This window comes from Flavitalea flava (assembly GCF_054461575.1).
In genome coordinates this window covers 85665-103377 of record NZ_JBTLQH010000009.1, presented here as the reverse complement: position 1 = coordinate 103377, position 17713 = coordinate 85665, and the positions used below count along the sequence as shown (strand labels likewise).

The following is a 17713-nucleotide window of genomic DNA, read 5'->3' as shown; positions in this document are numbered from 1 at the left end:
TGCTCCCAAGCTAAAGGAAGGAGTTAGGGGGATACAACAAACATCCATCTCCATAACTCAGGAAACGAAAACCATTATCCAGCGCATAATTATAGACCTCCCTCCAATCGGGTCCGATCAGAGCGGCAATCAACAGTAGTAAAGTAGATTCCGGCTGATGAAAGTTGGTAACCAGGGCCTTTGTTATTTTCCATTCATATCCAGGGGTGATCAGCAATTGTGTTTTGGCAAGAAGCTGCTCCAAACCTTGTCGTTCCATCCAGGCCAGCAGGCTTTGTAAAGCGTTTGTAGGGCTTATTTTATTGAATTTCTGCTGATCGGTCTGGTTATTGGTCTGCTGATCGTTCTGCTGATCGGTCTGCTGGTAAGGATCCCATTGGTCCACAACCATGTCTTCGGGAAGAATCTCCGGATGCAGGATCACCTTTACCCCCAGCCAATAAAGGCTCTCCAGTGTTCGCAGGGAAGTGGTCCCGACGGGGATAATCGGCCCGGGGACTTGACGGCTTACCCCCATGTTCCGGTCTTTACCATCCGGTTCCCCGATATGTGCCAATACATTCAGGAGAGTGGTTTTGGTGACGGTTATAAACTCGACATGCATCGTATGCTGTCCCAGGGTCGGGGATTTTACCGGCATAAAGGTACCGGCCCCTACGTGAAGCGTCACGAAGTCGCGTTGAATATGTTTGGTTTCCAGGCTTTCGAAGATGACCCCGGTAAAATGAAGACCGGCAGTAGGGGCCGCTACCGATCCGTCATGACGGGCATAAATTGTCTGGTATCTTTCACTGTCGGACTGTTCCGCTGCCCGCCGGATATAGGGAGGCAAGGGGATCAGGCCAGCCTGGTGCAGGAGTTCCGCAAAGGTTAATGAGGCCGGGATCCAGGAAAGTTCGACCAGAAAGGATCCTTCCAGTTTCTCTATATAGCGGGCTTCGAGAACGACAGCTTCTTCCGTTCCGTCGACCCGGCCGGAAGTTTGGTCATCCGTTTGGGCAGACCTTTCTCCGGAACTTCCAATGGTTTTGGTGAGCACCTGGCCTGGCTTCCATTTGGAGGCGCCTCCGATCAGGCATTTCCAGCGGACTTTTCCCGTTTGCATCATGGCGGCGGCTATTCCCGGGTACTCCGCAGGCGGTTCGAGGCAGAACAATTCGATCTGCGCCCCTGTTGCTTTTTGGAACAGGATCCTGGCCTCTACCACTTTCGTGTTATTAAAGATCAACAAGGCGTTTTCGGGGATATAATGACTGATATTCCGGTAGATGTCCTCCTTGATCCTACCTTCCCGGTAGATGAGTAATTTGCCCGCATCCCGTTCTGCTAAAGGGTAATGCGCAATACGTTCCAGGGGTAGGTCATAGCTGAAACCGCTGATGGAAATGTCTTTTGGATGCATAGCAAGGGCGGCTGACTGCCGCCGGTTTTATCCGGCAAAGATAATACATTACTGGTTTTCAGGTATTAATACGGTTGCTATAGCCCCTTATTTTTAATACCTTTCAGTATCCGAAATCACGCTATCCAGGCTGTTGATCCAATATCTTCCCTGCTTTTCCATCTACCTTAACCCCCTTGCCGTTAATCAGCTACCCGGAATATTATTCCAATACCTAAGCTATCAGGATTTTGCTAACCAGAATTAATGGCTATCTATGGCAGATGTTAAAAAGGCAACTCCCAACACCCGGACGGTTACTGTACTGATCCTGGTCTTTTCTTTGCTGGCCCTGTTCCTCCTGCCTTATTTTTTTTACTTCATGCCGGTAAACGAGTCCACGCTTCATCAACAGGGTTTTCTTAAATTGAGCCGCGCTGCTCAGATCATTATCGATAAACAAAAGGATTATAAGAATTTCAGTAAGTATGCCAAGATCAGTATGGATACACTGAGTGATTCCAGTCTGAACACCCAGAGCTGCAGGAATAATAAAGGAGATTCGCTTTGTTTTGTTTACGATAATTCCGGAGGGTGGAAGATCGTTTATAAAATGAATAAGGTTCCTTCAAAGCCTTCCTCTTTCCTTACTTATCAGTTTCCGCTTTCCGATTTTGTAGCTCCTTGTCTTACTTCGGCCAAAGAGCTTTTTGAGTCCCTTAGCCTCGTTCATTATTGTGACCGGGGAGGCAAAGATTCCACGAGCGCACTGATCTATCAGGATGATCCGGAAAAGATGGAGTACAGTCTGAATGTGGATTCCCTGGCTCCCCGCAGACAAGGTGTCCGGTCCCCGGATATTACGGATATACGTATCGAAGGGATCAATTATAAAATGTTCACCTGGCCATTCCAGATAAGCAGCCACAAGTTGATCCTTTGTGGTTTCCTGAAGGCCTCCGCTTATAATTCCAGAGTCCGGGTTATGCCGGTATCGATCGTATATATCCTGTTCATCAGCTTGTTTTTATTTTTTCTTAGTCTGCCGGTCTGGAAAGTTTTCATCATGAATGAGCTGGACCGGTTGAATATGACCAATGTGAAGACCAGCATTGCTTTTCTGCTGATTTCATCCACCTTCCTTACCTTGGCCATTGTTCAGTTCTCCTTATTACACAGAGGCAACAGGGAGGTAAAGGAAAACCTCCGGAAATTATCGGGGAAGGTGGCTGCTTCGCTGGGCACGGAATTGACCGAAGCAAGGGATGAAATGATCTCCCTGGAAAAGCTGCGTCTAAAGAAATTAAAAGATTCCAGCCGTATGCGATCCGACACTGCCCGGCCGGATACCTCAGCAGGCACGAAGGTGCGTAAAGGAAAGGTACCGGTTTTCTGGTTCGGTAACATTCCGGATCCGAACAAGAACAAGGATAGTGCCGGTAGGGGGAGGTTAACAAGTGTAAAAGAAATATTATGGGACGATACTGCTTATTATCATAGTTTTTACCATGTATCCTGGATCAACAATGAAGGACAGGTAAGGGAACAGGGCTCTTTTTCCGATCTTCAGCTACTGAAGATCCTGGCCAAAAAAGGGTCCTCCTATAATTTCCTGGACGTGACCCAGCGGGATTATTATACCTATTTCAAAAACCGGAAAAGCAGGGAGCCGCTTTCGGATTCCCTGCTCCTGATCGCTCCCGTTTATAGTTGGACTAACAATGAATTCAGGGTCAATATTTGCCGGAAATCCAATCTTCCGGACAGGCTGATGCAAACCATGCAAACCAGGTTGTATTCCGTGTTAAATACTGTTTTGCCGGCCGGTTACGGATTTTGCCTCATCAGGGCGAATGGAGACGTACTGATCCATTCCAATCCCTCCAAAAGTCTTCGGGAAAACTTTTTTGAAGAGACCAACCGTTCCTACCAGATCCGGAGGGTCATCAACAGCCGTCAGACCGATTCTTTATCCAACGTTTCTTTTTACGGAAAATTTAATGAATTACGCATACAGCCTCTTGCGCAACATCCGTTATTCCTGGTATTCTATCACGATAACAGTTACCTGGAGCCTGTAAATATCCGGATCCTCTTTTTTGCTGTTTTATTTTGCCTGGTGGTTTATGCCTTTATGATCCTACTTATCCTTGCGTTTTACCGCGCACCGCGCAGAAGTTTCTTATTTTCTTCCACAGATTATTATAACTGGTTATTGCCTCAAAGTAATTTCAGGAGTATTTATTATAACGGAGGCATTTTCTTATTGTTTTTCCTGCTGGTCCAGGTCCTGTCGGCGATGATCATGAACGCAGCAGGCATGGATGATTTTGATTATTCATGGGTAGCCGTTACCGCTATTATCCCCTTTAATATACTGTTCGGGCTAAAACTTTTACGGTTAGGGAACAGGCCCTCTACCTATAAAAGAACGCTCGGGCACATAGCGGTTCCGGTTATGGTGAGCTGCGCATTGTATGGGTGGGCGGGGTTTTACCACCCCCTGCTCCTGTCTTCTTTTGTTGGTTTTGAAGGTGTCTTTATCCTGCTAATGGCCGGTATTTCCTATAAAAACGGAAAATTATGGTATGCATTGACGAAGGGCCTTTCCGATCGGGTAACGCGGATGAGATGGTGGAGAAGGGCTTCAGGCAAGGACCGGACCATTTTTCTGTACGGCTGGTTTGTGACCCTTTTCATACTGACTATGGCCATATTTCCCGGGTTGGTTTTCAGCTGGTTCGGCACCAATCACGAGTGGCGACAAACCATCCGGAAAGAACAGCTTTTACTGGCTCAGGGCCTGCGCAAAAGGGAAATGGATAACCGGTTCTTTATACGCACTTATCAGCCGGCAAAAAGCGTTGCCGGCGATCTTTTCAGCGATCTTCAATATACAAAGGGAATTTATCCGGTTTATCACGATAAGATCATTTATGGTATGGGACTCAGGCGAATCCCGGATTCCTCCGCACATCTCTGTCCGGCAGAGCCTTTTTACCTGGACATCACCAATGCCCTTGGAAGCAGGAATGACGATACCTCTTTTTTGCCGGCTTTAATGGACAGCTCTCAGCATGATAATCTGTATCACTGGGATAGTTATGCGGATACTATTGTCTTCGATTATTCCCATCCGGAATGGAAGGTCCCACCTGCCGACCCTGGAAAATCCAACCCTGACCTGGCCTTCCGGATAAGATCCTACAGCTCATCCGAATCTCCCTATTTCCTGGCTGCACCCCTGATGATCGTTCTCGTTACAATACTAATGGTCATTTGTCTGTTCCGGCTGGTAACGACAATGGCCGCAAAATTCTTTTATCCCAGGAAAACAGAGGAGATCGACGGGCTAATGACAAATAGCAAGGTACTGGAAGAGGGCATTTGGAAAAAATCATGGGACCAGGTCGTCGATAATTTTGCCTTAAAAGAAATTGTGTCAGGACCGGAAGAGATTCCTGCTTTATTGAAAAAAGAGTATGCCGATTTTATGGTCCACAAATCGACCGATATTGCGGAAATGGAAATGGAACTGACCCTGCGGGCGGAAAAATTAAAATTGCTATTCGATTGCGCCTGGAAAAATTGCAGTCCGGAGGAACGTTTTTTGCTATATGGTCTTGCGGGGGATGGATTGATGAATCATAAAAATGAATCACTTGTCTATAAATTATTGCGCAATAAGTTGATCTGCATCGACCAGGAAAGAATTAAACTGATCAGTTACAGTTTCCGGAATTATATTCTCTCCAAAAGGGGAACGGATGAAGAAAGGGAACTGCTGGTAAAAATGCAGACAGCAAGTTCCTGGACTACTATCAGAACGGTTTTTATTGTAATCATCCTGACTGTCCTTGTGTTCCTTTTCCTTACTCAGCAGGATGTTTCCGGGAAGATCATCGCGATCATTACGGGGCTTACTACGGTTATTCCTTTGCTGCTAAAATTCCTATCCCTTAAAAAAGACGAACCCGCAAAAAAAGATTAACTGCCGCCCGTGGGTGCTAACTGGGTTTACCCGTTGCATCGGATTGCAGGTTACGGGTATACTGGGACGGGCTTATGCCGAATTGTTTGTGGAAATCCCTTGAAAAGTTGGTGAGCAAACTGTAACCGACGATCCTGGCCACCTCATTAATTTTGTATTCTCCTCCCGCGAGCAATTCGGCAGCTTTTTTGAGCCGGGTCAGGTTGATTAGTTCATTCGGCGTCAGATTGGACAAGGCATTGATCTTTCTATATAAGCTCGTTCTGCTCATATTCATCATTTTGGATAACCGGTCGACGTCCAGATCCATATCCGTAATGTGTACGGAAATAGCATTACTCAGCTGCTCCAGGAATTGCCGATCTGCCACTGAGCAGGCGATCCCTTTGATATGGGTCAGCGGCGACCGGGCAAAATACTCCTTGATGATATTCCTGTTGGTGAGTAAATTAGAGATCTGCGCCTGCAGGTGTTCGAAATTAAAGGGTTTTTCAATATAGGCATCCGCCCCCACTTCCAATCCTTCGATCTTTGCCACTACGGAATTTTTTGCCGTCAGCAGAATAATCGGTACATGACTGTACTGGAGATCATTTTTTATCCGCCTGCATAATTCTATTCCGTCCATGACAGGCATCATAATATCGCTGATGACCAATTGTACATTTTCCCGGATAAGGATATCCAGTGCTTCCTGGCCGTTGGTTGCCATGAGTACGTTATAGGAACGGCTCAATTCCTTTTGAATGAAATGGAGGATCTCCCTATTGTCTTCAACCAGCAGGATTAATGGGCCGGAAGCAGGAACGGTTTGTTTTTCTTCGCTGGTATCGGGCCCGGTCGCCGGGATTTCATAATTCCCGAAGCTGATCTCTTTTTCCTGGTGAATGGGCAAGGAAAGTAAAAAGACATTTAAGACACCGTCCCGTTGTTTGAGTTCCAATGTCCCTTTATGTAATTCCGCAAGGGACCGGGAGAGTGCAAGGCCAATTCCGGTTCCTTCTTCCTTTTCGGTCTCTTTTATCCGGTAGAAGGGCTCAAAGATTTTTTCCTTTAATTCAGGAGGGATCAGGAAACCATCATTCCTGATCTCGACATGGAACAGGTTGTCTTCGCTGCTAAAAGGTAAAAGCCGGATGAATACCTGTTTGTCTGCATATTTAATCGCATTGTTAATAAGGTTGGTCAAAATTTTTTTAAGGGCCTCTGCGTCCACAAAAGCATATAGCGGCATCCGGGGCAGATCCAGACTATAGTGCAGATTCTTTTGTTCGGCGGAAGGGTTTAAACTGGTAAACACCTCTTTCAGGATATCCGCACTGTTCGTTTCTATAAAGTTAAGACTGAATTTACTGGCCTCCGCCTTACGGAAGTCAAGTAATTGGTTGGTAAGATCAATCAACCGGTTTGTATTTTTGTTGATCATCTGCAGGCTTTCATTTAAGGTTAACGTATCCGTTTCGTTCCTGATCAGTTTGTCCAGGGGCATTTTTATTAGGGTCAGCGGTGTTCTTATCTCATGTGCTACATTGGTAAAGAACTCTATCTTGGCGTTATAGATCTCTCTTTCCTTCCCGATCTCCAGCACCTCTATCCTGCGTTTGTTCTTTTCATCCAGTGCAATATAATAATACCGGAGGATAATGACGATGATGGCGGTCAGGATCAATATATAAAGGAGGTAGGCCCAGGGAGTAGCCCAGAAAGGAGGAGATATTCTTATCACCAGTTTTTTTTCCTGCTCATTCCAGATCCCTTCATTATTGGATCCTTTTACCAGAAAGGTATAGTCACCCTGGGGTAATTTGGTATAATAGATCTTCCGGTTGCTGGTTATCTGTGTCCATTCCTTATCCAACCCTTCCATTTTATAAGCATACTTATTCATTTCCGGAGCTGCATAACTTAAGGCTGCAATATCAAGGCTGATGGTGGAACTGTTGTAGGGTAGGGTCATTTTCTGGGCATAGGTGACAGATTCCTGCAGGGGGGAACCGGTTTCATGGATATCCAGTCCCTTGTTGTTGATCTGGAGCCCCGTAATATAAACCGGAGGGATAAAGAGATTCCGGGTGAAGGTGGATGGATTAAAACTGACCATGCCCTTAATACTTCCGAAGTATAAGGTGCCATCTGCGCGTTTAAATGCGGAGTTATAATTGAACTGATCGATTAGCAGACCGCTGGAAACCGTATAAACTTTGCTTTCTTTCATCCTCTGGTTAAAACAAACCAATCCTTTGGCTGTCGAAGCCCAGAATTGATGCGCTTCATCTTCCAGTATCCGGAATACCTGGTTATCCGGTAATCCGTCGGCAATAGTATAATTACTGAATTTACCAGTATGCGGATCATATTCGGATAGCCCTCCTTCCGTACAAAACCATAAATGTTTACGGCTGTCCTCTGTTATATTGTTGATATAGTCGTTGATGAGGCCCGCCGGGCGGCGGGCACCAGACATGATTTCCCTGCCGGCTCCGGTCTCCGGATGCGCCGGTCCTGCTCTCAAATGACCGCTCCTTCCTGTCAGGGGATTGTAAAAGGAAACACCATATCCATAGGTGCAGGCCCAGATCGTACCCTGCTGGTCTTCATGAATGGCCTGTATCTGGGTGTTAAAAAAGGGAAGTGCGGAAAAATTATCAGTCTTCCTGTTGTACCGGAATAGTCCGTTCCAGGTGCCCACCAGGATATCCTTACTCCTGGTCTGGTAAAGAGTGACGATAAAATTACTTTTTATGGAATTAGAATCATTGCCTGCGTCGTAATGACGAATGACCTTTTCGGTTCGCAGATCCATGACATCCAATCCATGTTCATAGGTGCCAATCCATAATTCATTCCCGGCCGCGACCAGCCCATGGACATTGTTAAAGGAAATGCTGCCCCTTCCGTTGGCGGAACCTTTGGCGCTAGCTAAGGCCGGGCCTTTGCTCTCCCTGGATTGAAAATGCCTTATCTGCCCGTTTTGCCCATCGATCTTATTCAAACCCGCATCCTCCGTACCTACCCATAAATTCCCATTACCGTCTTCGCAGATCTCATGGATCAGGTTTCCGCTCAGATTATCCACACCGTGATGACGGAAGTATTTTTGAAATTTATTGTACTGAGGGGAATAATAATTGACCCCCCCAAAAAAGGTCCCTATCCAGGTTCCTCCTTCTTTATCCATATAATAGGAATAAAGTACATTATTGGTAATGGAATAGGGATTGTCATATTCGTGCTGAATGAGGTCTGTCTTTTTTGTTTGCAGATTATAGATATAGAGCCCTGTTTCCGTTCCTAACCAAAGCTCATTTGTATGCTGCTCAAAGATGCGGTGGATTTGAATATCATGGCCCCAGGGGAACTGACTCAACAGGTTTTGAGCTTTTAAGGTGTTCAGATCGAATAACAAGGCGGAATGATTCGTTCCTACGATCACCTCGTTTTCGTTTAGCGGATAGATATCCTGGATCTGGTTGAATTCATTCTTTTTGAGCGATGCGGAAATGGAATAGGTGATGAAGAGGTCTTTTCCTGCATCGTATTTTTTTATAACTCCCGCACTGGTAGCAATCCAGAGGGTCCCGTTCTGCGCAATATGGACAGCCACGATACCGGCACTGTTCGCGGGGCTATAAGACAAGGTCCGGCCCGTTGACCGGTTAAACCGGTAAAGTTTAAAATCGGCGACGATCCAGATATTATGATCCTTATCTTCTTCGATAAATTTGATCTCTCCTGCCGGAACGGAAGTAAAAGGGGTAAACTTTTCTTTGGCAGGATCAAACAAGTAAATGCCGGAATGGGTACCGATCCATAACTGGTCCTGCTGATCTTCATGAAGACTGACAATGGAATTGCTGCCAAGACTGGCTGGATCGGTCTGGCTGTAACGAAAGATCCTGAATGCAGATCCGTCAAAACGGTTCAATCCGTTTCGGGTACCGAACCACATAAATCCTTTCCGGTCCTGGGTAATACAGGTTATGGTGTTGCCGGATATTCCGTCGCCGGTCTGGTAATTTTTAAAATAATAAGGTTTAGACTGCGGATAGACAAAGCAGAAGGGTACCAGGAACAGGGATAATATAAGAAGCGTTCGTTTTTTCAAGTTAAATGGGCTGCTTAAAGTTAGTTCTATTTATGTTATCTATTTTCTGCCTGTACCGGATTTGGGACGTTTTGAAAATAATATGGAATGGATAGATCAGCATCCCTCGGGAATTATCCTTTTCTTCGTACTCTATTTTTTAGTAGCTTTTTTAATTTCATCAATTTCTACCAAAACGATTGCGTATGTCATGTAAAAAGAGAAGCCATCTCCGGCTTTTTGTATCCCTCCTCCTTTTTTCCCTGCCTTTGCTTACCCTGGCCCAGAGCGGCAAGATAACAGGACAGGTACGTTCCAAAGAGGATAATAAAGGGTTATCCGGGGTTTCGGTGGCCATAGCGGGCTCTGCAGATGGTGCCTCCGGAGGAACATTCACGGATGTATACGGATTTTTTACCATTAATGCCTCTCCCGGAGCGAGGCTGATCATTTCTTCCATCGGTTATGAAACGGTGGAGTGGAAAGTCGCTGGTTCTGACACCATCCATATTTTGCTGACGTCTGCCACCAGGACAATGCAGGATGTAGTAGTCATTGGTTACGGCACTGTGAAAAGAAAGGACCTGACCGGTTCTGTCGCATCGATCGACACAAAGAATTTTTCTTCGATACCGGTGACCAATGCCGGAGAGGCCGCACAGGGGAAGGCTGCCGGCGTCCAGGTAATCTCTTCGGGGGCTCCTGGCTCTAATGTGACCTTCCGGATCCGTGGTGCGGGTACGATCAATAATGCAGATCCCCTGATCGTCATCGACGGCGTTCCCACAGATGCTCCGCTCAATAATATCAACACCAACGATATTGCTTCCTTTGAAGTGCTGAAAGACGCTTCGGCAGGCGCCATTTATGGATCACGGGGTGCGAACGGGGTTATTCTTATCACCACGAAAAAAGGATCGAACGGCCAGGGCCATCTTTCTTTTAATTTTTTTACGGGATTGCAGTCTGCGGCTAAGGTGGTGAAAATGTTGAACGGATCGGAATTCGCCAAATTAAACAATGAAATGCTGGTGAATAATAACCTGTCTGCCAATCCTGCCTATGCAAAACCGGATACCCTTGGAACCGGCACAGACTGGTTGGGCGCTTTGTTTCAAACGGCTCCTATGCAGAATTATACGTTGTCTTATTCCGGGGGCTCCGATAAATATAACTATTATGTCTCCGGCGGGTATTTTAATCAGCAGGGAATCGTGATCAATACCGGCTACAAACGGTTTACGATACAATTCAACAGCGAGGCCAAACCCCTTGATTGGCTCAGGTTCGGTAATAACCTGACCCTGACCCATGATCAAAAACCCAGCGGAGCTTATAATATCCGTAATGCTATGGCCGCCAATCCGACACAGGCAATTTATAATAAAGACGGAACATATGCCGGTCCTTCTGGTAATCCACAGTGGTACGGAGATGTGACCAACCCCATCGGTCAGGCAACGATCATTAATAATAATATCCAGGGTTACAATATCCTGGGCTCAGTTTATGGAGAAGCAACTATACTGCCCGGTTTAAAATTTAAAACTACCGGCGGCGTACAGGCACAATTCTTCGATAGCCTGACCTGGTCGCCAAAGTATAACTGGCAGCCCATTCCACAGCCTAATGCGTACCTGGCGCAACAATATAATAAAAGGCTTACCTGGCTCTGGGATAATTATTTTACCTATGACAGGGTCATTGCGGCGGATCATCACCTGACTTTGCTGGCAGGTACCAGTTCCCAGACCAATCGTTATGATTACCTCAGCGGCAATATAAGTTCCTTCGCCAGCGAGCTTACCCAGCAGATGAATAACGGAACGCTTAATCCAAATACAGGGGGTGACGCTTCCGAATGGTCCCTGCTTTCTTATATGGGCCGCATCAATTATGCCTACCAGGATAAATACCTCTTGACCGCAACAGTAAGGAGGGATGGTTCTTCCCGTTTCGGTCAAAATAATAAGTATGGCACTTTTCCTTCCGCCTCTGCCGCCTGGCGGATCTCCCGGGAAAGATTCTTCCATGCCGATTTTGTAAATGACCTCAAACTACGGGCGGGTTATGGCATAACCGGGAACCAGAATATTGGGAATTATTCCTTTGCCGCAGTCCTTCAAACGGCCCAGTATAATTTTAATGGAAATATTGTCAGCACCGTTATCCCACAGGTCCTGCCCAATCCGGGTGTACAATGGGAGACGGTAGCCCAGGGAAATATCGGACTGGACGCCACCTTGTTCAAAAACCGGTTGACTGTCACTGTCGACGGTTATGTCAAGAATACCTCCAATATGCTGGTACCGGCTGTCGTACCGGTGACCACAGGTTATTCCAGCACCAACGTTCCGTTTATCAACGCGGGAAAGGTTCGCAATACCGGAGTTGAACTAACCTTTTCCACGAAGAACATGACCGGTGAATTCACCTGGAATACAGATATTAATGTTTCCTTCAACCGTAATAAGATCGTCAGTCTCAACGATACGACTCCATTATACAACGGAAGTATCGGTCTCAATTATTACCTGGGGATCAATCAGGCCGGACATCCTGTCAACGAATTGTATGGATACGTGGCGCAAGGCATTTTTCAGAATCAATCCGAAGTCGACAAACATGCGGTTCAGCAACCTGGCGCCGATACGTATAACCGGACTTCTCCCGGTGATATCCGGTTCACGGACCTGAATAATGATGGTGTCATCGATGCCAAAGACCGGACTTATTTGGGTAATCCTAACCCGACGACTATTTTTTCGATGAATAACAGTTTTGCCTACCGGGGTTTTGACCTGGGAATTTTTATCCAGGGCGTAGCGGGTAATAAACTATTCAATGCCAATAATATTTTCCAGGAAGGCATGTCGGTAGCGCAGAACCAGACGGAGCGTACCCTGGGACGATGGGAAGGCGAGGGAACTGGTAATACGATGCCCAGGGCTATTTACAATGATCCTAATCAGAACACCCGGCCTTCCACCCGTTTTGTCGAAAATGGTTCCTACTTGCGCATCAAGAATATTACGCTGGGCTATACCCTGCCGCGAGCAATATTGCAGAAAATTAAATTCTCTTCTATCCGCCTGTATGCTTCCTGTCAGAACCTGCATACGTTCACCAAATACACCGGTTTCGATCCGGAAGTTTCTGCGAACGGGATCGATTACAGCGTATACCCTGTCACAAGAACTGTGAGCGTCGGTGTCAATCTAAATCTGTAAGTTCAATATTATGTCCAACGCAAAAGGCAATCAACACCATTTAACAGCATTCAATATGAAAATTATATATTTCCTAACCGGTTTAGCCCTGCTTACCTCTCTGGGGGGATGCAAAAAATACCTGGATAAAGCCCCCCTGGACTCTATCAACAGCGCAAATTTCTTTCAAAATGCAAACGATGCAGTAACCGCTGTCAATGGAGCCTACCAGCCATTGCAATGGCCCAAACTATTCAACCTGCGGATGTGGGCTACCGATATCGTTGCCGGCAACAGCGTCGTTGGTGCGGGCGGCGGCACGGATGGCATAGAAACAGTCCAGCAATCCAATTTTGTGACCGACCCGAGTAATGCCGGTGTACTCGATCTTTACAGGGGGCCATATCCCGGCATCCTTCGTTGTAACCTGGTTATCGGGAACGTACCGGGAATAAAAATGGATACGCTCTTACGGAACAGGATCCTTGGCGAAGCGCTGTTTCTGCGGGCGCATTATTATTTTATTCTCGTCCGTTTTTTCGGCGATATTCCCCTGATCACCAAACCGCAGACTCCTTCCGATAATCTGCGTCCCGCACGTACGCCGAAAACGCAGGTTTATCAACAGATCATTCAGGATCTTACGGCAGCTGCCGGACTCCTGCCGGCACGGGAAATTTATTCGGGCTCTGATGTAGGACGCGCCTCCAAAGGAGCGGCAACGGGTATGCTGGCAAAAGTATACCTGACCCTTGGGCAATATCAGCATGCCCTGGATCTTTGCAAACAGGTTACAGCTTTGGGGTACTCTCTCAATCTTAATTATACCGACAATTTCGATCCGGCCCATAAAAATTCCGTAGAGTCCTTGTTCGAGGTACAATATAGCGGAACTACCACCTATGGTTTTTTTAACGATCTGAATCAGGCCTCCTGGTCCAGTACATTTATGGGTCCGCGTAATGCCAACTTCGTAGGTGGGGGATATGGGTGGAACCAGCCGACCCAGGAGTTTGTGGATGCGTATGAAAGCGGTGACAAACGTAAGGATGCTACTTTGTTGTACCAGGGATGCCCTTCCTTCGACGGCAAATCCTATTCCGCGGGTTTTTCCACCACGGGTTATAATGTGCGCAAGTTCCTTGTGCCCTTATCCGTTTCGCCAGATTATAATACCAATCCGGAGGATTTCCCTGTTTTGCGTTATGCGGATATATTGTTGATGCAAGCGGAAGCCCTAAATGAATTGGACAAGACAAACGAGGCGGAAGCTCCGCTGAACCTCGTCAGGCAGAGAGCTGGTCTGCCTCCCATTGCTTCCGGTCTTTCCAAAACGGATTTCCGTATCGCGGTATTACACGAGCGTCGAATGGAGCTGGCTTTCGAAGGTCAGCGATGGTTCGATCTCGTTCGGGTGGACAATGGTCAGTATGGCCTGGACTTCCTGCATTCCATCGGGAAGTCGAATGCCGGTTCCAAATATTTGCTGATGCCGATTCCGCAAATTGAAAGAGATGCCAATCCCAATCTTACACAAAACACAGGCTATTGAAAATGCAGTGCTTATTTTTAAAATATGTCGCACTGCATTTTCTATACTCTTTGCGTCGCGGAACAGCCAAGGCGCAGTGCTTATTTACCAAAAATGCCGCACTGCATTTTCTAAACTCTTTGCGTCGCAGAACAGCCAATGCGCTGTACTATTTTCCCAAATATGTCGCACTGCGATTTCACGAACAACTAAACTAAAGACCATGCAAATCAATAAAATGGCCAATCTGTTACTGGCTCCCGTATTTGTTCTTCTTCTTTTTGTTGCCTGCAAAAAGACAGAAAATTTTTCTCCCCTTCCCGTCAATAATCCACTGGTCCTGTCAGCGGTTGATTCCGTATTGGTGTTGAATCAGGCGGATCAATATAATCCCGGTCTTACCCTGAACTGGACGACGGGAAGTAATCACGGAACGAGTTCCTCGATTTCCTACCTTGTGAAGATCGACAAAAAAGGGAACGGTTTTAATACGGCGATCATTGCAGATATGGGTAAGAATATATTCAGCCTGGTTTATAAAACCGGTGTATTGAACGATAGTTTGCTGGATCATTGGCATTTTACTCCCGGAACCGCTGCGCAGCTGGAAGCAAAAATTGTAGCGATCATTGGGGACGGCTCACATCAGCCGGATACCTCGGGAATTCTTAATCTGACGATCACGCCCTATACGCCGGTTTCAAAATCTTTGTATATTATAGGAGATGCCACGTCTACAGGCTGGGATCTTACTACCGCCGGTGCTTTGACGCCCGATCCCGCCATACCGGGTTTGTTTCATTACCAGGTTACTCTGACGCCGGGAGATTTTAAATTCATTACCACCCTCGGTTCGCTGTTGCCTTCTTACAACAAGGGTGCCGACAGCAGCAAGCTGGTTTGGAGAAAATCTGCTGCCGACCCGGATAATACCTTTGCTATTACTTCCACGGCTGTTTATGCGATCAGTGTAAATCTTATTGAAGATACGATCAATGTTCACCCCTTGGCTCTTTCGCCTTATTCCAAACTTTGGATAGTAGGTGACGCTACACCAAATGGCTGGAATATTGACCATCCGAATGAATTTTTCCTGGACCCTGTGAATTCTTTTTTATTTAAGTTTAATGCTGTATTAAAAACCGGGGAATTTAAGATCCCCGTGACTACCGGGAATTGGGGAGCCGATTTTTACCGGCCTTTGATCAATCATCCTGCCATTACGGATACTACGGTGCAATTTGTTCCGCATGGTCCTTCTCCGGCGGATGCCAATGATTATAAATGGAACATTACAACAGCCGGTCCTTATAAGATCAAACTGAACTTACAGTATCCGTCCATTACCATCACGCCTTTTACTCCTTATCCAACATTGTGGATGGTTGGAGATGCCACGCCGACCGGCTGGAATATCAATAATCCCACGATCCTGATCCTGGATCCTGCAAATCCTTATCTGTTTACGTATAATGGACCGATGAATGTGGGTGAGTTTAAAATTCCGGTCCGTACGGGAGACTTCGGTTGCGATTATTTCAGACCCTATATGAATCATCCGATTATTTCGGACACTACGGCTCAATTCGTTCCTGCGGGTATGGCTGTAGCCAACACGGACGATTATAAATGGAACATTACGGCAGCCGGTACCTATATGATTATATTTAACCAGTTGACCGAAACGATCAGTATACAAAAACAATAGATGAGCAGGGCCAGTATTTTTTTGATGATTTGTTGGCTGGCACAGGCATGCGCCAAATCGGGTTCAGGATCTGTGCGCAATCCTGTTACGCCGCCCTTATCGGATACGGTTGTCAGTCTCACCACGGATAAGGCCTGTTACCGGCCTGGTGACCAGATTACTATTACTATCGATAAAAATCTTCCTGTTTCGGCGAAGTTCAGGGTCTGGAAGTTGGATAAGATCATAAGTGAAATCCCGGTTACCGGGAAGATCTGGAACTGGACAGCCCCTTCCTCCGATTTCATGGGTTATATGGTGGAGGTCTGCAATCCAGTGGCGGCTGCAGGTTCGCCGGATGGAACGGGCGGAGCTGGCGGCGCGGAGAAAAGATATGGGTGTATTGCCGTTGACGTTTCCTCTGACTGGTCCCGTTTCCCGAGGTATGGTTTTCTTTCGGCCTTTGGACAGATCCCCGGTACTGCTATGGCTGCGACCCTTGCTGATCTGAATCGTTATCATCTGAACGGCATCCAGTTCCAGGACTGGGAGTATGCGCACCATCTCCCGCTGGCAGGTACCGTTGCCAGTCCTGCTGCTACGTGGAAAGATATTGCGAACCGCGATAATTACGCTTCTACCGTCCGGCAATATATCGACCTTGCCCATGGGTATAACATGAAGGCCATGACCTATAATCTCTGTTATGGTGCTTTAAGCGATGCGGCTTCTGCAGGTATCCCTGACCAATGGTATTTATATACAGATCGACAACATACCAAAAAGGAAGTGAACCAATTGCCCAAGCCGCCTTTCAAAAGCGATATTTATTTACTCGATCCATCCAGCCCCGACTGGCAGCAATATATCGTTTCAAAGACCAGCGATGTCTATTCCGTTTACGATTTTGATGGTTACCAGGTCGATCAGTTGGGGGACCGGTCAAAAAATCTGTATGCCTATGATGGATCGCTGAAAAATCCCGAAACGGGTTTCGGTGACTTCCTGGCCGCCATGAAAAAAGCCGCTCCTTCAAAAAGGCTGGTCATGAATGCCGTTAATCAATACGGCCAGCAGATGAGTATTGCCAAGGCACCTGTGGATTTTTTATATACCGAAGTATGGTCGCCCAATGAGGATTACAAGGATCTGGCCGCTATTATTCAGCAAAATGACGCATGGAGCAATTATACACAAAAGACAGTTCTGGCGGCCTATATGGATTATAACCTGGCTGAATCCCCGGGCTATTTTAATACGCCGGGCGTGTTACTGACGGATGCCGTTATTTTTGCCTTTGGCGCATCGCATCTGGAACTGGGCGAACACATGCTGGGAAAAGAGTATTTTCCAAACGGGAATCTGTCGATGAAGAATGATCTGCAGAAAGCGATGGTGAACTATTATGATTTCCTGGTGGCCTATCAGCATCTTTTAAGGGATGGCGGTCAGTTCAATACGCCCGGACTGACATCGACAGACGGAAAAATGATGCCTGCCAGCTGGCCTCCGAAAACAGGTGCCGTATCTTTTATAGGAAAAGATATGGGAACGGCCCAGGTGATTCATTTGATCAATTTTGCCTCCGCGTCCGGTTTTGACTGGCGTGATACGAACGGAAAGCAAACCGTGCCTGCCCCCTTTCAAAATACCGGACTTACCTGTACCGTAACCAAACAGATAAAAAAAATATGGTTTGCCTCTCCGGATATTGCCGGGGGCCTATGTTCCGAAATACCTTTTACCCAGACCGGCCATTCAGTGAGTTTTCTCCTGCCTGCCTTGTTCTATTGGGATATGTTGGTTTTGGATTATGAATAATAAAAGTAA

General features: G+C 46.6%; 7 protein-coding genes. 5 read left to right on the top strand and 2 right to left on the bottom strand.

The genetic code is table 11. The annotated features are described in order from the left end of the window. Nucleotides 1-10 precede the first annotated feature (10 nt). Entirely contained in the window at nucleotides 11-1402 is a 1392-nt protein-coding gene (locus tag ACX0G9_RS11035; protein ID WP_459064955.1) for an S-adenosylmethionine:tRNA ribosyltransferase-isomerase, read from the bottom strand. Nucleotides 1403-1658: 256 nt separating this feature from the next. Here ACX0G9_RS11035 and ACX0G9_RS11030 point away from each other — a divergent pair, with 256 nt between their 5' ends. Next, a complete protein-coding gene (locus tag ACX0G9_RS11030) occupies nucleotides 1659-5372 on the top strand; it encodes a hypothetical protein (RefSeq protein WP_459064954.1) in 3714 nt (1237 codons plus the stop codon). Between the two features lie 16 nt (nucleotides 5373-5388). Here ACX0G9_RS11030 and ACX0G9_RS11025 read toward each other — a convergent pair whose 3' ends face one another. Next, nucleotides 5389-9477, bottom strand: coding sequence for a hybrid sensor histidine kinase/response regulator transcription factor (locus tag ACX0G9_RS11025; protein ID WP_459064953.1), 4089 nt, complete (start codon nucleotides 9475-9477; stop codon nucleotides 5389-5391). Nucleotides 9478-9662: 185 nt separating this feature from the next. Here ACX0G9_RS11025 and ACX0G9_RS11020 point away from each other — a divergent pair, with 185 nt between their 5' ends. From ACX0G9_RS11020 to ACX0G9_RS11005, 4 genes are all read left to right on the top strand, one after another. Next, nucleotides 9663-12686 carry a SusC/RagA family TonB-linked outer membrane protein gene (locus ACX0G9_RS11020; RefSeq protein ID WP_459064952.1) on the top strand — a complete coding sequence of 1008 codons (3024 nt, stop codon included), beginning with the start codon at nucleotides 9663-9665 and terminating at the stop codon, nucleotides 12684-12686. Between the two features lie 55 nt (nucleotides 12687-12741). Further along, a complete protein-coding gene (locus ACX0G9_RS11015; RefSeq protein WP_459064951.1) occupies nucleotides 12742-14217 on the top strand; it encodes a RagB/SusD family nutrient uptake outer membrane protein in 1476 nt (491 codons plus the stop codon). 202 nt (nucleotides 14218-14419) lie between these two features. Beyond that, nucleotides 14420-15904 carry a SusF/SusE family outer membrane protein gene (locus ACX0G9_RS11010; protein WP_459064950.1) on the top strand — a complete coding sequence of 495 codons (1485 nt, stop codon included), beginning with the start codon at nucleotides 14420-14422 and terminating at the stop codon, nucleotides 15902-15904. Then, nucleotides 15905-17704, top strand: a complete 1800-nt coding sequence (locus ACX0G9_RS11005) for an endo-dextranase (protein WP_459064949.1) — start codon at nucleotides 15905-15907, stop codon at nucleotides 17702-17704. Nucleotides 17705-17713: the final 9 nt, after the last annotated feature.